The 15,603-nt window shown below is 46.8% G+C and carries 20 protein-coding genes and 1 pseudogene; 17 read left to right on the top strand and 4 right to left on the bottom strand.

Features of this window, described 5'->3' with window-relative positions:
* Positions 1-55: 55 nt before the first annotated feature.
* On the top strand, positions 56-667 hold the full coding sequence (locus DWZ40_RS00100; RefSeq protein WP_118540139.1) for a class I SAM-dependent methyltransferase: 612 nt from the start codon (positions 56-58) through the stop codon (positions 665-667).
* A gap of 215 nt (positions 668-882) precedes the next feature.
* Here DWZ40_RS00100 and DWZ40_RS00095 read toward each other — a convergent pair whose 3' ends face one another.
* Positions 883-1,326, bottom strand: a complete 444-nt coding sequence (locus DWZ40_RS00095) for an Rrf2 family transcriptional regulator (RefSeq protein ID WP_118540138.1) — start codon at positions 1,324-1,326, stop codon at positions 883-885.
* A gap of 117 nt (positions 1,327-1,443) precedes the next feature.
* Here DWZ40_RS00095 and DWZ40_RS00090 point away from each other — a divergent pair, with 117 nt between their 5' ends.
* The 6 genes from DWZ40_RS00090 to DWZ40_RS00065 all read left to right on the top strand — a co-directional run bounded on the left by DWZ40_RS00090 (position 1,444) and on the right by DWZ40_RS00065 (position 5,840).
* The gene (locus DWZ40_RS00090; RefSeq protein WP_118540137.1) at positions 1,444-2,433 is read left to right on the top strand and encodes an NAD-dependent protein deacetylase; all 990 of its coding nucleotides are present in this window, start codon (positions 1,444-1,446) and stop codon (positions 2,431-2,433) included.
* Entirely contained in the window at positions 2,430-3,311 is an 882-nt protein-coding gene (locus DWZ40_RS00085) for an NAD-dependent protein deacetylase, SIR2 family (RefSeq protein WP_118540136.1), read from the top strand. The genes DWZ40_RS00090 and DWZ40_RS00085 overlap by 4 nt, the downstream gene beginning before the upstream one ends.
* A gap of 67 nt (positions 3,312-3,378) precedes the next feature.
* Positions 3,379-4,164, top strand: a complete 786-nt coding sequence (locus DWZ40_RS00080; RefSeq protein ID WP_347560015.1) for an NAD-dependent protein deacetylase, SIR2 family — start codon at positions 3,379-3,381, stop codon at positions 4,162-4,164.
* Positions 4,161-4,697 carry an HD domain-containing protein gene (locus tag DWZ40_RS00075; RefSeq protein ID WP_118540134.1) on the top strand — a complete coding sequence of 179 codons (537 nt, stop codon included), beginning with the start codon at positions 4,161-4,163 and terminating at the stop codon, positions 4,695-4,697. The genes DWZ40_RS00080 and DWZ40_RS00075 overlap by 4 nt, the downstream gene beginning before the upstream one ends.
* A complete protein-coding gene (locus DWZ40_RS00070) occupies positions 4,690-4,998 on the top strand; it encodes a TIGR04076 family protein (protein ID WP_182430484.1) in 309 nt (102 codons plus the stop codon). Before DWZ40_RS00075 ends, DWZ40_RS00070 begins: the two co-directional genes overlap by 8 nt.
* Before the next feature lie 44 nt (positions 4,999-5,042).
* Positions 5,043-5,840: an MBL fold metallo-hydrolase gene (locus DWZ40_RS00065; protein WP_118540132.1), complete on the top strand. Its 798-nt coding sequence runs from the start codon at positions 5,043-5,045 to the stop codon at positions 5,838-5,840.
* 178 nt (positions 5,841-6,018) lie between these two features.
* Here DWZ40_RS00065 and DWZ40_RS00060 read toward each other — a convergent pair whose 3' ends face one another.
* The gene (locus DWZ40_RS00060; RefSeq protein WP_118540131.1) at positions 6,019-6,372 is read right to left on the bottom strand and encodes a helix-turn-helix domain-containing protein; all 354 of its coding nucleotides are present in this window, start codon (positions 6,370-6,372) and stop codon (positions 6,019-6,021) included.
* A 154-nt stretch (positions 6,373-6,526) separates the two neighbouring features.
* Here DWZ40_RS00060 and DWZ40_RS00055 point away from each other — a divergent pair, with 154 nt between their 5' ends.
* The 4 genes and pseudogenes from DWZ40_RS00055 (at position 6,527) to DWZ40_RS19930 (ending at position 9,019) form a co-directional block, all read left to right on the top strand.
* Positions 6,527-7,030: a flavin reductase family protein gene (locus tag DWZ40_RS00055; protein ID WP_118540130.1), complete on the top strand. Its 504-nt coding sequence runs from the start codon at positions 6,527-6,529 to the stop codon at positions 7,028-7,030.
* Between the two features lie 28 nt (positions 7,031-7,058).
* Complete coding sequence (locus tag DWZ40_RS00050) at positions 7,059-7,748, top strand: radical SAM mobile pair protein A (protein ID WP_118540129.1); 690 nt, start codon at positions 7,059-7,061, stop codon at positions 7,746-7,748.
* Positions 7,736-8,653: pseudogene (locus tag DWZ40_RS00045) on the top strand (radical SAM mobile pair protein B). The gene DWZ40_RS00050 and the pseudogene DWZ40_RS00045 overlap by 13 nt, the downstream one beginning before the upstream one ends.
* A gap of 135 nt (positions 8,654-8,788) precedes the next feature.
* Complete coding sequence (locus DWZ40_RS19930; protein WP_243035135.1) at positions 8,789-9,019, top strand: hypothetical protein; 231 nt, start codon at positions 8,789-8,791, stop codon at positions 9,017-9,019.
* On the opposite strand, the gene DWZ40_RS19925 is transcribed toward DWZ40_RS19930, so the two are convergent.
* Positions 8,997-9,185 carry a hypothetical protein gene (locus DWZ40_RS19925; RefSeq protein ID WP_243035134.1) on the bottom strand — a complete coding sequence of 63 codons (189 nt, stop codon included), beginning with the start codon at positions 9,183-9,185 and terminating at the stop codon, positions 8,997-8,999. The two genes, DWZ40_RS19930 and DWZ40_RS19925, sit on opposite strands and share 23 nt — an antisense overlap.
* A gap of 82 nt (positions 9,186-9,267) precedes the next feature.
* Between DWZ40_RS19925 and DWZ40_RS19715 the strand changes: the two genes are divergently transcribed.
* The 6 genes from DWZ40_RS19715 to DWZ40_RS00010 all read left to right on the top strand — a co-directional run bounded on the left by DWZ40_RS19715 (position 9,268) and on the right by DWZ40_RS00010 (position 15,191).
* Positions 9,268-9,504, top strand: coding sequence for a hypothetical protein (locus DWZ40_RS19715; protein ID WP_207664480.1), 237 nt, complete (start codon positions 9,268-9,270; stop codon positions 9,502-9,504).
* Positions 9,431-10,045 (top strand): TetR/AcrR family transcriptional regulator, encoded by a 615-nt coding sequence (locus DWZ40_RS00030; RefSeq protein WP_347560020.1) that lies wholly within the window; start codon positions 9,431-9,433, stop codon positions 10,043-10,045. Before DWZ40_RS19715 ends, DWZ40_RS00030 begins: the two co-directional genes overlap by 74 nt.
* Positions 10,046-10,155: 110 nt before the next feature.
* Positions 10,156-11,928: an ABC transporter ATP-binding protein gene (locus DWZ40_RS00025; RefSeq protein WP_118540125.1), complete on the top strand. Its 1,773-nt coding sequence runs from the start codon at positions 10,156-10,158 to the stop codon at positions 11,926-11,928.
* A 1-nt stretch (position 11,929) separates the two neighbouring features.
* Complete coding sequence (locus DWZ40_RS00020) at positions 11,930-13,663, top strand: ABC transporter ATP-binding protein (protein ID WP_118540124.1); 1,734 nt, start codon at positions 11,930-11,932, stop codon at positions 13,661-13,663.
* 16 nt (positions 13,664-13,679) lie between these two features.
* Entirely contained in the window at positions 13,680-14,495 is an 816-nt protein-coding gene (locus DWZ40_RS00015) for a class I SAM-dependent methyltransferase (RefSeq protein ID WP_118540123.1), read from the top strand.
* 24 nt (positions 14,496-14,519) lie between these two features.
* Positions 14,520-15,191, top strand: coding sequence for a class I SAM-dependent methyltransferase (locus DWZ40_RS00010; protein WP_118540122.1), 672 nt, complete (start codon positions 14,520-14,522; stop codon positions 15,189-15,191).
* 197 nt (positions 15,192-15,388) lie between these two features.
* On the opposite strand, the gene DWZ40_RS00005 is transcribed toward DWZ40_RS00010, so the two are convergent.
* The gene (locus DWZ40_RS00005) at positions 15,389-15,544 is read right to left on the bottom strand and encodes a hypothetical protein (protein WP_243035133.1); all 156 of its coding nucleotides are present in this window, start codon (positions 15,542-15,544) and stop codon (positions 15,389-15,391) included.
* Between the last annotated feature and the right edge of the window lie 59 nt (positions 15,545-15,603).

Here is a 15,603-nt window from a genome sequence, read left to right as displayed (position 1 = left end):
CAATACCGGTTTGTCGAATTAAGAAAACTGGTATTTGTGGAGGAGGAATTCTGTAATGAGATTTTTTGAAAATACCCGTAAGCCACAAGGCTTCGGCGGAAAATTGATGACGAAGATGATGAACAGCGGTCACGCCAAATTATCGCAATGGGGATTCTCAAATATCTCCGCGAAGTCTGATGCTGAAGTTTTGGACATCGGCTGTGGTGGCGGAGCAAATATTGCGGTCTGGCTTGATAGATGTAGAAGTGGCCACGTGACAGGAATGGATTATTCTGAGGTTAGTGTGGCAGAATCTCAAAAGTTGAACGCCCTCGCCATTAAACAAGGGAAATGTAATGTAGTTCAAGGAGATGTATCTGCTATACCCTTTTCTGACGCGACTTTTGATTATGTTTCTGCCTTCGAAACAGTTTACTTTTGGCCAGGATTAGTAAAATGCTTTTCCGAGGTCAACCGTGTGCTGAAAAGCGAAGGCATATTCCTGATTTGTAACGAGAGTGACGGAACGAATGGCGCAGATGAAAAATGGACAAAGATGATCAATGGTATGAAGATTTACACATCTAAACAACTTGTTGCCGCTTTGAAAGAAGCGGGTTTTACAGAGATCAAAACGTATTCAAATGCAAAAAATCATTGGATAAGTATTGTTGCAACGAAATAGCCAAATTCCAGTTTTGTAAACTAATAAATTCTCAGAAGTCATGCCTGTGACATTGTACTTTTCCTGCATATTTGAAACCTCCTTTTCTGAAAAGCGGAATACCCATACAGGGTATAGGTCTCTCCGGTTCTCAGTATAGTACCGCAAGGAGGTCTTGTATTTCCCGTTCAGAAGAATTTTTGTCCCAAATGGAAGAGTTTCTGAAAATCAATCCGTCATAAACGCTGCAAGAGCATCCCTTCTAACTTCATGTGATATTGTTCCAGCACATCTTTCAGCGTGATTTCTTGCATTCTTTGTTCCGCTGTTTTTTGAATATCCAAGTAAAAATCCTGCAGCACCAGTTGGATATTTACACCCACGCCACAGGCTGGATTGGTATGGATGTCCTGGTGGAGCAGGGGCTTGTTGCCCTCCACTGCCCGATAGGCATCCAGCAGAGTGATTTTCTCCGGCTCACGAGCCAGGGCAGGCCGGGGATGTCCCTTCACGCTGACCAGCAGCCCTCCTTTCCGCAAGGCGGACATGAGCTGGCGTACATAGGCAGGATTGGTTTGAACGCTTTCTGCCAGTTTGTTGCTAGTCAGGTCGCAGTCTGGGTACAGAGCGATAAAGGCTAAAATATGAACGGCATCGCTAAGGCGGGTGGGATATTTCATGGACTGATCTCCTTTTTTCTTTGATGTTATTTTTATTATAACAGCATATTGACAGCAGCGCAAGAGGATGCTAAAATGATTTGAAGTAAGAATAAAAATAACACCCACTCGAAAGGAATGATGACAATGAACTTCTATGATGATTTGGTCATGCAGGCCCAGATGAATTATTCCAAGTACTATCATATCTATGCTTCCGGCAGTACGCCTTATCAGCTGACTGACAAAAAGCCGCTGCCGTATAGCGAACAGATCAATCGGTTGGTACAGGAGGTAAAGGAAGCTGACTGTGTGGTAGTGGGCGGGGCCTCCGGTCTGTCCGCTGCCGGTGGCGGAGATTTTTACTATGAGGACAACGACTCCTACCGGAAATACTTCCGGCCTTTTGCGGAGAAGTACCACTTCAAAGGTGCTTTTGCAGGGATGATGCATCCCTGGGAGACCCGGGAAGAGTATTGGGGGTATCTCGCCACCTTCCTTCACACCACCCAGACCGCACCTGTGCGTCATCCCTATCTGGATCTAGACGCTTTGTTGAAAGGCAAGGACTTTTTCATCCTCACCACCAATCAGGATACCCAGTTTGTCAAACTCTACCCGGAGGAGAAGGTGGCGGAGATCCAGGGAGATCACCGGTTCTTCCAGTGTGCCGCCTGCTGTACCGATGACACCTGGGATGCGGTAAAGCCAGTGGCTGATATGGTGGCCGCTATGGGGGATGGCACGAAGATTCCCACCGATCTCATTCCCCGGTGTCCGCACTGCGGCGGTGAGGCTTTCCCCTGGGTGCGAGGATATGGGAATTTCCTGCAAGGAAAGAAATATGAAGAACAGTACGAAAAAATTTCTCGCTATGTACTGGAACACAAAGACAGCAAAATTCTGTTCCTGGAGTTGGGCGTTGGCCGAATGACTCCCATGTTTATCCAGGAGCCTTTCTGGAACCTGACCCTCAGCTTTCCCCATGTTCGATATATTGCTATCAACGACAAATATGACTTCCTGCCCAAGCAGTTGGAGGATAAGGGCATGACCATTGTGGCCGACATTGCTCAAGTGCTGCGGGATGCACGGAACACCATGGAAAGCGGAGATAACGATCAATGAGGGTTGGAAACCAAGCGGCGCTTCAGGAACTTGCCGAGCGTATCGATCAGGTAGATGCCATCGTGATCGGCGGCGGTTCCGGCCTGTCAAGCGCAGCTGGATACGACCACTACCATTGGTCCCCGGCACTTTCGGAGGCATTGGCTCCCTTTCGTGAACAGTATGGCTTTACCTCCCCGCTGGCTGGATTCTACCATTGTTTTTCCAGCTATGGGGAGCAGTGGGGATATTACAGCCAATATATGCGCTTCATGTGGGAAGCCCCTACGGGGCAGCCCTATCTGGATCTGCAAGCAATTATTGCAGATAAACCGGTCTTTGTGCTGACCACTAATGTCGATCAGCAGTTTTTGCGAGTATTTCCCCAGAAACAAATCTGCGCCTTTCAGGGAGACTTTAGCTACTGCCAGTGCAGCCAGCCCTGTCGGGATGATATTTGGAAAAACCGCGAACTGGTAAAGGAACTGACCGGTCGCTTGGTGGGTGTGCGCCTGCCGGAGGAAGCTGTTCCTCGTTGCCCGGATTGCGGGCGGGTGCTGATGCCTTGGGTACGAGATGATACCTTTCTGGAGGGAACCTTCTGGCAGGATAACCTGCACCGCTACCATAGATTCCTGCGACGCTGGATAATGGATCAGTTCGACAAAAAAGTCCTGCTGTTGGAACTTGGCGTGGGTGAGATGACGCCCAGTATCATCAAACTGCCCTTCTGGGAACTTACTGCCAAAAACGAAAACGTCTTTTATGCATGTCTTAATCGAGAGTCATCTCATAGGCCAGAGCATTTGCGGGGACGCAGCCTGTATCTGCAAGGAGATTTGGCGGAAACTCTAGCTGCCCTCCGGCAGGAGCGCTCCAGCGCAGCAAACATAAAATAGAAAGGGGCGAACGAATATGATTGATTGGAACCCTATTGCGAAAAAATTCAGAGAAGCGGACGCTATCTTGATCGGGGCCAGTAACGGACTGTCCATCACCGAAGGACTGCATTTGTTTGCGGACAATGCGGCCTTTGAAAGACTGTTTGGGGATTTTAAACGGAAATATGGCCTTGGGTGTATTTTGCAGGGCATGATGGCTGGATGGCCCAGCGAGGAGGAAAAATGGGCCTTCTGGGCCCGACTCATCCATCATTACTGCGGGCAGTACCAGCCTACGCCGGTGATGAACGATTTGAAGGCCATTGTGGGAGAGAAAGATTACTTTGTCGTCACATCAAACGGAGAAGGTCACTTTGAACTGTGTGGCTTCGATCCGTCGAAAATCTATGAGATTGAGGGCAACTGGTTTACGATGCAGTGTGCCCGCCCCTGCCACGACACCATCTATCCTAGTCTGGAGGTGGCAGAAAAATTATCGGCTGCCGAACAGAGCGGCCATGTGCCTACAGAATTGGTGCCGCGCTGTCCCAAGTGCGGCGGTCCCATGGATATCCACATGGGTGCGGGTCAGAGAATGATTCCGGATACCGCTGCCCAGGCACGGTTCCAAAACTTTCTGAAAACCTGCCACGGGAAAAAACTGGTGGTTTTGGAGCTGGGCATTGGCTGGCGCAATCAGCTGATCAAGGCCCCGATGATGCGCCTGGTGGCCAGCGAGCCAAACGCCACTTATGTGACCCTTAATCTGGGTGAGATCTACATTACGGACAATATCAAAGAAAAGTCCTTCGGTCTGGACGGGCGACTGGATGAGCTGCTGCCTGCTCTCCGGGAGGCGTGCGAGGCATGACGATTCCGAAACAAGTTCAAAATGACTATAAGAGATGGTATCATTTTCTCGAACAAGAAGTACAGTTTTCGCTGTCTGATAGCGAGAAACACACTAAAGAACACTGTGCCAGGGTATTGCTGTTCGCTTTGCTGATCGCAGACAAGATGGATTTATCCCAGAAAGAGCGGGAGGCACTGTGTGCCGCCGCGGTTTTCCATGACTCCCGCCGCCAGGATGACTGGTTGGATGTGGGCCATGGCCAGCGAGCAGCAGATTACTACAGGGACTATTGTCAGACAAATTCGCTGTCCTTTGATACCCGAGTTTATCTGGTCATGGCATTTCACGACAGGGATGACGTCTTGGGCGAGGCAGCATTGACGGAACAGAAGAGCGGCATTCTTCTGTATCACATCTTCAAGGATGCTGATGCGCTGGATCGCTTCCGCTTGGGACCGAATGGGCTGGGCATCCGCTATCTTCGTACAGCCGAGGGAAAATCCCTCTACCGTTACGCGGAACAATTTGAAAGAGGGGATGCTAATGCATAAGAAGGTTAAAATCACCGTGTTGCGCACGGAATACTATCAGGAACTGGCAGAACCGTATGCAATTCCTAATTTGGGGATGTGTCCTTTTCATCAGAAAGGTCAAGTATTATACAGCGATGGCATCAATCCGCCGGATGGGATGTGTGGCGTTGCCTGGCAGGTGATTGCTCCCATGGCGCGTCAGTTATCCTTGGGGGAATTGGTTCAGCCATCTGGTACTTGGCTGAATGATGATACGATTGGCGTGTTCGCTTGTCCAGACGGAATTCGGCCAGTCATTTTTCTCTTAGAGGCAGAGTAAAGGATACAATTTTGATATTTAAAATTCAAACAGGAGGGTAAATTATGCAAATTCGACAGATACGAAATGCAACCATTAAAATTCACTATGGGGGAAAGATTTTTTTAGTCGATCCGTGGCTCACCCCCAAGGACGGTTTTGGTTGCTTTGCAAGACTTCCCGAATCCATTCCCTTTAAAACGCCGGATTCTCAGAAAACATTCATTTCCATGCCCATCTGTCCGCTTCCCACAACGGTTGATGAAATTCTTGCAGATGTGGACTATTATATTGTTACTCATATCCATCCGGATCATATTGATATGGAGATGGACGGAACAGTTGGGAATATGTTAAACAAGGAAACACCCGTGCTGGTACAGAACGACGAAGATGCGCAGGTTTTTGTTCGGTCGGGATTTAAAGATGTAAGAATCTTGCCGCAGTCTGGTCTTTCGATTGGAGAAATAACCGTGACAAATGTACCGGCACGACATGGCGTGACGATTCCCTGTGGTTCTGCCATGGGGTTTATGATGGAAGGAGAGGAAAAAACACTTTATCTTGCCGGTGATACCGTTTGGTATGAACAGGTAGAGGAAAACTTGAGACGGTTTCAGCCTGATGTTATCATACTAAATGCTTGTGCTGCGGAGCTTGTTGATTTTGGCAGACTGATTATGGATGCTGAAGATGTGGCACAAGTAATCGCACACGCTCCAGAAGCCGATATTATTATCAGTCATATGGATAATGTGGCACATGCTTCTCTTTCTCGCACTTCTTTAAGTGAGCAGTTGGAATTACAGAATCTTCTCTCTCGAGTGAAGATCCCTGCCGACGGTGAAACTTTGTCGTTTTAAAACACAGTTTGCATCCTTGCTTGTCAAGTGATAAAATATTTTCCGTAAAATAATGTAAAGCAAACGCCATTGACAATGAAACTCCAGCTGTCAATGAAAAAAACAATAGCCGGGAAGTGGGCTCAGTGCCAATGCTTCCCGGCTTTCCTATTCTAAAAAGGCGTCATTATATTTGGAGTTACGGTATATATTTCATGCCCCACTGAGAGATAGAATAAAAGACCGGCAGCAGATCCCGCCCTTTCTCGGTGAAGGAGTACTCCACTCGCAGAGGCATTTCATTATATTGGATACGCTGAACCAATTCGTCCGCTTCCAGTTCCTTCAGGGCGTTGGTCAGGGCTGTATTGGTAATGGGTTTGAGAACTTTTTTCAGTTCCCCAAACCGCATGGGGCACTTGATGCACAGCTCATATAGAATTTGGAGTTTCCATTTGCCCTGCAGCATTTGAACCACCGGCGTGACCGGGCAGTTTCCCTCGCCGGTTAGAATGACACTGCCAACCTTTTCTTTGAATTCTTCATAAGTCATAATTGGATCGTTCCTCGTCTTTTGCGGTATATTTTTTGATACCAGGTACAAATAATTTGCGTACTTGAACAAAAATTGCTATCAGATATAATAAATATATCACTAGTTGGCCATGCAGTCAACGACTGAAATTTCTTAGAAAGGTCTGAATGACATGAAAGAACTGAACATTATGGAGGCTACTGTTCTGACCTCCCCCAATCCGCTGACACTGATCTGCTCTAAAAAGGAGGACGGTTCTACGAACCTGGCTCCCATTTGCTTTGTGTCTTACCTCTCCTTCAATCCGCCTATGGTGGGCTTCGCCACTGGAAAACAGTCCCACACCGGTAAGCAGGTACGAGAGACTGGAAAGGTGATTGTCACCGTTCCTGACGAGAGTCTTGCCCAGTCGGTGATGGCCTGCGGAGCGTCTACCGGTGCCAAGACCGACAAGGTGGCCGCCAACAACATCGAGATGATGGCTGTGGAGGGCAGTGACATCCAGATTCCGGTGGATACTCGTCTGGCGATGGTGGCCACTCTGCAGCAGTCGGTGGAAGTTGGCGACCATATCCTGCACATCTGTCAGGTGGACAAGTTCCTGGGCGATGAGGACAAGAAGGGGCTGTATGCCTGGAACGGCTTCGGGAAAGTTGCGCCTGCGATAGAAGGCTAAATCTTAAAACGGAAAGAAGGCGTTAGCGGTGGCTGTTTGTATTAAAGACTGTATTCAGAACATGAATCTGGTGATCGGCTGTACTATTGGTTGCAGCTACTGCTACGCCAGAAATAATGTCCGCCGGTTTCACATGATCGACGACTTTGAAAAGCCGGAGTTTTTTCCCAATAAGCTGCGGCTGATGGAGAAAAAGCGCCCACAGAATTTTCTGCTCACCGGCATGAGCGATTTTTCCCACTGGAAGCCAGAGTGGCGGGAACAGATATTTGTCAAGATGACTGAAAATCCGCAGCACCAATATCTGTTTTTGACCAAGCGACCGGAGGATATTGTGTTTTCCACTACCCTAGAGAATGCTTGGTTTGGTGTAACTGTTACCTCCAGTAAAGAGAAAAACCGTATCCGGACTTTGCGGGAGCATATCCATGGCGGACACTATCATGTGACCTTTGAACCTATGTTTGATGGTGTTGGTATGGTGGACCTTACCGGAATTGAGTGGATCGTCATTGGGACTGAGACCGGACATAGGAAGGGCAAATCCGTATCGAAACCGGAATGGGTGTGGAACCTGACACATCAGGCCCATGCGCTTGGCATCCCTGTATTCATGAAGGAAGATCTACTTCCTATCATGGGAGAAACACATATGGTACAAGAATTTCCCCCGGCTTTTTACCGGGTATTGGAGGAACAGAAGACATGGCGGAAGTGAAAGATAGTAGCATTCTGATTCAGGATGTAGAAACCAAAAATATTATGACAAAATCCACCCTGCCGGTGGGCGGCTATTCCGTCAATCCTTATGTGGGCTGTACCCATAGCTGCAAATACTGCTACGCCTCGTTTATGAAGTGATTTACCGGGCACACCGAACCGTGGGGTACATTCCTGGATGTGAAGCATTGGCCGGCAATCAAAAATCCGCAAAAGTACAAAGGGCAGCGCGTAGTCATCGGTTCTGTGACCGATGGCTATCTGCCCCAGGAGGCTCAGTTTCAGAACACCCGAAAGCTTCTTGAGCAGCTTCGGGGCAGCGAGGCGGAAATTCTCATCTGTACCAAGTCAGGCTTGGTAATCCGTGATATCGACCTTCTGAAAGAACTGGGAAAGGTCACGATTTCCTGGTCGATCAATACGCTGGACGAGGATTTCAAAAACGATATGGACAATGCCGTCAGCATCAAGCGGCGGCTGGATGCCATGAAGCAGGTTTATGACGCAGGTATCCGAACTGTGTGCTTTATCGCTCCGGTTTTTCCCGGTATCACGGATTTTGAGGCTATCTTCCATCAGGTCAGAAATTAATGCGACCTGATATGGTTAGAAAATTTAAACCTGCGAGGCGGCTTCAAAAAAGACATCCTTGACTATATACGTAAAAAATATCCTGACTTGGTTCCGCTGTACGACGCTATCTACAACAAGGGAGACAGAAGCTACTTCTGTGGTTTGGAGGATCAAGCGGAACGGCTAGCGAAAGAATACAGCTGTCCCTTCGTGGATAACGAGCTGCCCTACGGACGAGCAGAGCCTGGGCACCCCGTAATTGTGGATTACTTTTACCATGAGGAAGTGCGTGGCTCGGAAAACAGCGGGCGACGCAACCCCCCAAAATAATTTGTGAAATAAAAGGGTTCTGACATGGAGCTGTGCTTCAATGTCAGAGCCTTTTTTCATGAATGCAATGTTTACCCATTCAGAAGTTTTCTTAACCTCCTTGGAAGGACTTACGCTCCGTCCATTTTACTGGAAATGAAAAAGGTCAAAGACAAAGTTATAGAGAAAGGTAAGGACTTTCTGAGCTATTATCACTATCATAAGTTCGATAAAAAGTATGATAAACTTATCGAACAGGCTCAGAAAGAAAATCCACTTCCCGAAACCACGGAGAAAAAAACGTGGCCGGAAGAAAAAAGGGAAAATCCTTGCCCTTGTAGAACGCCTTGCGAATTACAAGGTCTCAGTCTGCCTTTTTATCCATAACTTCAATGTCCCATTTGATAACAACCAGGCAGAACGTGATCTTCGGATGATAAAGGTCAAGACCAAAGTATCTGGATGCTTCCGAACTGAGGAAGGTGCCAGAGATTATCTGAAAATCATGTCCTACATTGGCACGGCACATAAGCGGGGACATAATGCTTACCAAGCAATCAAAAATGCAATCTCAGGTCACCCTGATTTCATCTTTGAGTAAAGCTGGTTCTGAATAGTTACAAAAAATGAAACTTTTGTCAAAACCAGTATTTAAAAATTTTATCAGTAATAAAGTGCAGAATGCTGTTTGGATTGCTATTTTTATGCAACTATTTCTTGTTGCTCTTGACAAAATAATTTTTAGAGATTATAACTATAACAGTGTTATATATCAGCGTTATATAGGAGGTGTGCAAAATAAACGGAAATGGAACGACTTTAGAAAATATCCAACGGGCAGCGAAAGCAGAATTTTTAGAAAAAGGATATAAAGACGCTTCCTTGCGGAATATTGTGAAATCCGTGGGAATGACTACTGGAGCCTTTTACGGATATTACAAAAGCAAAGAAGAACTTTTTGAAGCCATCGTTGGTGAACATTATGAATATATTCGTAACCGTTTTATAAAGGCACAGCAGGAGTTCGCCGAACTACCAGCTGCCCAGCAGCCGGAAGTCATGAGTGATATTTCGGGAATCTGCATGTACGATATTCTCTATTATGCGTACGAACATTTAGAGGAATGTAAACTGATCCTCTGCTGTTCGGAAGGGACAAAATTTGCCGGGCTAATTGATGAAATGGTGGAGATTGAGATAGATGGGACGCATGCCTATCAGGATGTCTTAAGGCAGCTTGGACGGCCCTCTCCGCATATCGATCCTTCGCTGGAGCATATTCTGATCACCGGAATGTTTCATACTTTTTTTGAATTGATCATCCACGAAATGCCGCTCAAAGATGCCGAAAACTACGTCAGAGAAATGCGCGCCTTTTATACAGCGGGATGGATGAAAATTATGGGGCAGTAATGCCTTATAATTTTTGTTTGTAAGTTAGCCGTAACTAACCTAAATTTAGATATTGTAAGAACATAGACGTGTTCTCTTTATCATAAACACAAAGAAAAGGAGGAATTTTTTTGAAAAAACAATCCAATTTATCACGTCTGCTGGAAATTGCAGGCAGCCATAAGTACCTGACCTATGCTTCCTGGGTGCTTTCTGCCATCAGTGCCCTGATTGCTCTGGTGCCATTCTATTACATCTGGAAAATGATCAAGGAAGTACTGGAGGTGGCACCAGATTTTGGCCAGGCACAGAATCTGACTGGCAATGGCTGGATGGCAGTATTGTTTGCTGTCCTGGCGGTGCTTGTCTACATAGCCGGGCTTATGTGTTCTCATTTAGGGGCATTTCGTATTGCCACAAACCTGCGTATCCAGACCATGGAGCATATTGTTAAGCTTCCTCTTGGATTTGCCGAGAGTTTTGGCAGCGGAAAACTGCGCAAAATCGTCAACGAATCCAGTGCAGCCACCGAAACCTATCTCGCTCATCAGCTTCCCGACAGAGCCAATGCCATTGCAACCCCCTGCGGTCTTTTGGTGCTGTTGTTCGTGTTTGACTGGAGACTGGGACTGTTGAGTCTTGTTCCGGTTGTGCTGGGCTTTCTGATTATGATGGCAATGACCGGAAAGCAGATGCAGGAAAAGATGAAAGAATACCAGAATGCGCTGGATGATATGTCCAATGAAGCGGTAGAGTATGTCCGCGGTATTCCGGTGGTAAAAACCTTTGGTCAGACGATCTTTTCCTTTAAGAAGTTTAAAGACTCCATTGACCGCTATAAAGTATGGGTGATCGCCTATACCAAGCAGCTTCGGACACCGATGATGTTCTATACAGCTGCGATCAACGGAGTTTTTGCCACACTGATCGCCGGAGGACTGTTGCTGACACAAGACGGTGTGACTTCCGGTTTCTTACTGGATCTCATTTTCTATATCATGATTACGCCGGTTATTTCTGTTACACTGACACGCATCATGTTCCAAAGTGAAAATGCCATGATCGTAGATGACGCTTTACAGAGAATTGACAGCGTTTTGCATTTGAAGCCTCTGGAGGAAACCAAACACCCAATGCATCCGCAAAACGCTTCCGTGGAACTGAAATCGGTTCATTTCAGCTATGATGGAGAAAAAGAAGTATTAAAAGATATTTCACTGACCATTCCTGAAGGACGAACCGTAGCTTTTGTCGGCCCGTCCGGCGGTGGTAAAACAACCCTTGCCAACCTGATTTCCCGATTCTTTGATCCCCAGAGCGGAATGGTAACAATAGGTGGTGTCAATGTGAAAGACATCCCGAAGGAGGAACTCATGAATACGGTGTCTTTCGTATTTCAGAACAGCCGTCTGATCAAGGCGTCCATTCTGGAAAATGTGCGTATGGGGAAACCGGAAGCTACCCGTGAGGAAGTTCTGACTGCTCTTCATCACGCACAGTGCGATGATATTCTGGAAAAACTCCCACAGGGTGTGGATACGGTTATCGGTACAAAGGGTGTCTATCTTTCCGGAGGCGAGCAGCAGCGAATTGCCATTGCCCGTGTAATGCTGAAAAATGCACCGATCATCATTCTGGATGAAGCCACTGCCTTTGCTGACCCGGATAACGAAAGCCGCGTACAGGCTGCTTTCTCAAGACTTTCCGAGGGAAAGACCGTGATTATGATTGCCCACAGGCTTTCTACCGTAACAAATGTGGATCAGATTTTTGTCATTTGCAACGGACAAGTTGCCGAGTGCGGCAACAGCTGTGAATTGCTTGCAAAAGACGGCATTTTCAGCCGTATGTGGAAAAATTACCAGACTTCCGTGCAATGGAAGGTAACAAAGGAGGTGCAGTAATATGATCAAAAAACTGCAGAAAAAATATGCCCTGTCTGAACAGGGAGCAAAAGACCTGATCAAAGGCTGCCTGGCCTGTGTCCTTCAGAATCTGTCTTTGATGTTTCCGGTAGGTCTTTTATATTACATGGTCAGCGATCTGATGAACGGAGGTGTTCCCGGTGGGAAAATTCTATTTTATGTGGCAGGCTGCGTGGTGTGTATCGGTCTGATTCTGCTGACCACTTTCTTTCAATATAATGCGACCTATTTTGCCACTTACAAAGAAAGCGGTATCCGCCGCATTACCCTAGCAGAGCATTTGCGCAAAATCCCCCTTTCCTTTTTCGGGAAAAAGGATTTAGCCGATCTTACCAGTACCATTATGGCAGACTGTACCTTCCTAGAGCAGAGTTTTTCACATTTTATCCCTGAGCTTGCAGGTTCAATCATTTCTACGATCCTGATTTCCGTTGGTCTGTTCTTTACGGACTGGAGAATGGCGCTGGCTGCCTTATGGGTTCTGCCGGTTGCCTTTGCGATTGTGGGATTTTCTGCAAAAATTCAGGAAAATCTGAATCAGAAAGCCATGGATGTGAAGATGGCCTGTGCAGACGGGATACAGGAGTGTATTGAAACAGTTCGTGACCTAAAAGCAAACAATGCGGAGCAAGCATATTTAAAAGGTCTGGAAAAGAAGATTCGTGCCGTGGAGCATCGTTCCATCCTCAATGAATTTGGTCTTGCTGCTTTTGTGGTTTCCGCGTCACTGGTGCTGAAGCTTGGTATTGCAACGGTTGCGCTGGTGGGAGCTGTTCTGCTCATGCAAGGAAGCCTCTCCGTGCTTACATTCTTTATGTTCCTTCTGGTAGTATCCCGTTTATATGACCCTCTGCAGGGCGCACTCCAGAATCTTGCGGCAGTCATCAGTACACGAACCAACATTGCCCGTATGAATGAAGTTCTCGATCATCCGATCCAGCAGGGCAGCGACAGGCTTTCCAATCAGGGGTATGATATTGTCTTTGACCATGTTGGGTTTGCCTACAATACCGGAGAAACCGTATTAAAAGATGTTTCCTTTACAGCAAAGCAGGGAGAGGTTACGGCTTTGGTCGGCCCATCTGGCGGCGGAAAAACAACCGTATCCCGGCTTGCAGCAAGGTTCTGGGATATTAACAGAGGAAAGATTACCGTGGGAGGCATGGATGTATCCCGAATTGACCCGGAAACACTGCTTTCTCTGTATTCCATCGTATTCCAGGATGTTACACTGTTTGACAATACGATTCTGGAAAATATCCGAATCGGAAACAAAGACGCCACAGATGAACAGGTCATTGCTGCTGCGAAACTTGCCAATGTGGATGAATTTGCGGAAAAACTGCCGGATGGATGGCATACCAAGATCGGGGAAAATGGCTGTGAACTTTCCGGCGGAGAGCGCCAGCGTATCTCTATTGCCCGTGCATTTCTGAAAAATGCGCCGATCATTCTTTTAGATGAAGCTACTGCTTCCCTGGATGTGGAGAATGAAACTCTGATACAGACAGCCCTTTCCCGTCTGATCGCAGATAAAACGGTTCTGGTCATCGCCCACAGGATGCGTACCGTAGCAGGAGCAGATAAAATTGTTGTCCTTTCTGATGGCACCGTGGCAGAAGAAGGATCACCAAAGGATCTGGAAGAAAAGAATGGTGTATATGCCCATATGGTAAAACTGCAGACAGAAAGCCAGAATTGGAAACTTGCGTAAAGAAGGAGGAAATGTAATGAACAAGAACCATGGTAAGCAGGAAAATATCCGACTTGGCACCCACGGAGAAGACTATGGAAGCTGGATGTCCAACCCTGTCTTTTACATCATTGGCGGAATCGGAGTTTTGGCCGCTGTGCTGGCTGTCCTCTCTTTTTATGTATTACATGTCGCTGTTCTTGGTGTTCTGTTTACTGTTATCACAATCGCAATTTTGGTTTTTCTGATCTGGATCACATGGATCAGGCGGCAGTATGCCTTTGGCGGTGGCGGAATTATGGAACAGGTTCATCGAGTCGTTCTCTCTCATCTGGACTATGACGGTGAGGGGAAGATTCTGGAAGTAGGCTGCGGCTCCGGAGCATTGACAATCCGTTCAGCTCTGACATGGCCGAAAGCAAAAGTGATTGGTGTTGATTACTGGGGCGCTGTGTATAATTACAGCAAAGCACTCTGCGAGAAGAATGCTGCCAGGGAGGGCGTGGCTTCCCGCTGTGTATTTCAGCACGGTGATGCGAAGCAGCTGGATTTTCCTGATGAGAGTTTTGATGTAGTCATCAGCAACTATGTCTATCACAATGTTATGGGTGCTGATATGCAGAAACTGCTGCTGGAAAGCCTGCGGGTATTGAAAAAAGGCGGCGTCTTTGCACTCAACGATGATATGAAACCAAAGATGTACGGTGACATGGAAGGTTTTGCGCAGAAATTGCGAGATATGGGGTATGAGGAAGTGCGACTCGTTGACACTGCACAGGAAGCTTTTGGCTCCCACCGCCGGGCTGCCATGATGATGCTGGGGTCTTCCCGGCTGCTTGTTGGCAGAAAGTAATGTATCAAAACAGGAGGTTTGGCTATGTCCAAGTTAGGAGTCGTGGAGGATACCCTTTTGGCCTCTGCTTCCCGGTCTGCTAATATGGATCGGATTATTCGGGCTTTTCTGGAACGCAGACCGGACGGTGTGATTGTCCAGCTGGGCTGTGGTCTGGAGACAACTTATCACCGATGTGATAACGGAAAGACACACTGGTATGCCGTGGATCTGCCGCATGTGATCGAATACCGGCGAGATTTTCTTCCCGAACCAGAGAGGGAATTATATATTTCCGGTGATGCCTTTGCAAAGGATTGGATCAAAAAAGTTCGCAATGATGTACTTGATGCTCCTATTCTCGTTACTGCAGGCGGATTATTTCATTATTTTGAGGAACATAAGGTCATTGCCCTTCTGCGTATGATTGGGCAATTTGGAAATATGGAAGTTGTTTTTGATACAGTGAACAAAAGAGGCATGACCATGATGAAGAAAAAATATATGAAACAGGTCGGCCATGCCGATGCACAGATGTTCTTTTATGTGGATTCCGCGGAAGAACTGGCAGCAAAAATCGGGGGTAATGGGAAAGTGATTACGGAGGAACCATACTATCGTTACATCCCTAAAAATAGTTTAAAGCTATCCACAAAGGTCAGTATGGCAGTTTCTGATCAATTCAAGATGGTAAAGATGATTTGTTTAAAAACCTAAGATTTTTTAACACAAAATAATTTTTGCAAGTCCTTTTTGCAACTACATTTTTATTTTACAACAAACAGATCCGGGACTGCCGTTCGAGGAAAAAGTGAAGCTCTACCACATGCAGATGTTAGGCTGATAATTATGCAAGCGCCGCCTGCACAATTTGCAACAAAAAGAGGAGCCAATCCAGGCTCCTCGAAGGTACGTTATTTCAAAAAGTTGCTCTTATGTTCCAGTGCGTGCAGATTATAGCCAAGTGTTGCCAGGTGCGCCACCTTCAGCGCAACCAGGTTGATGTCGGTGGACATTGCACTGGCAATCTGCTCGGCTGTGTATCCAGATTCCCGCCAATCATCAGACAAAATTGACCACCTGATTCACGTGAACTACATCGGCAATTGAATTACCGAGCATCTGATTA

The organism is Clostridium sp. AF32-12BH (genome assembly GCF_003477935.1).
Classification (GTDB): Bacteria; Bacillota; Clostridia; order Lachnospirales; family Lachnospiraceae; genus Brotaphodocola.
The sequence above is the reverse complement of the archived record's forward strand: the minus strand, read 5'-3'. Positions and strand labels throughout refer to the sequence as shown.

Excerpts from the sequence above, each read along its gene's own strand:
- DWZ40_RS00100 (WP_118540139.1), top strand. The coding sequence starts at position 56 with ATGAGATTTTTTGAAAATACCCGTAAGCCACAAGGCTTCGGCGGAAAA.
- DWZ40_RS00095 (WP_118540138.1), bottom strand. The coding sequence starts at position 1,326 with ATGAAATATCCCACCCGCCTTAGCGATGCCGTTCATATTTTAGCCTTT.
- DWZ40_RS00090 (WP_118540137.1), top strand. The coding sequence starts at position 1,444 with ATGATGACAATGAACTTCTATGATGATTTGGTCATGCAGGCCCAGATG.
- DWZ40_RS00085 (WP_118540136.1), top strand. The coding sequence starts at position 2,430 with ATGAGGGTTGGAAACCAAGCGGCGCTTCAGGAACTTGCCGAGCGTATC.
- DWZ40_RS00075 (WP_118540134.1), top strand. The coding sequence starts at position 4,161 with ATGACGATTCCGAAACAAGTTCAAAATGACTATAAGAGATGGTATCAT.
- DWZ40_RS00070 (WP_182430484.1), top strand. The coding sequence starts at position 4,690 with ATGCATAAGAAGGTTAAAATCACCGTGTTGCGCACGGAATACTATCAG.
- DWZ40_RS00065 (WP_118540132.1), top strand. The coding sequence starts at position 5,043 with ATGCAAATTCGACAGATACGAAATGCAACCATTAAAATTCACTATGGG.
- DWZ40_RS00060 (WP_118540131.1), bottom strand. The coding sequence starts at position 6,372 with ATGACTTATGAAGAATTCAAAGAAAAGGTTGGCAGTGTCATTCTAACC.
- DWZ40_RS00055 (WP_118540130.1), top strand. The coding sequence starts at position 6,527 with ATGAAAGAACTGAACATTATGGAGGCTACTGTTCTGACCTCCCCCAAT.
- DWZ40_RS19930 (WP_243035135.1), top strand. The coding sequence starts at position 8,789 with ATGAAAAAGGTCAAAGACAAAGTTATAGAGAAAGGTAAGGACTTTCTG.
- DWZ40_RS00020 (WP_118540124.1), top strand. The coding sequence starts at position 11,930 with ATGATCAAAAAACTGCAGAAAAAATATGCCCTGTCTGAACAGGGAGCA.
- DWZ40_RS00015 (WP_118540123.1), top strand. The coding sequence starts at position 13,680 with ATGAACAAGAACCATGGTAAGCAGGAAAATATCCGACTTGGCACCCAC.
- DWZ40_RS00010 (WP_118540122.1), top strand. The coding sequence starts at position 14,520 with ATGTCCAAGTTAGGAGTCGTGGAGGATACCCTTTTGGCCTCTGCTTCC.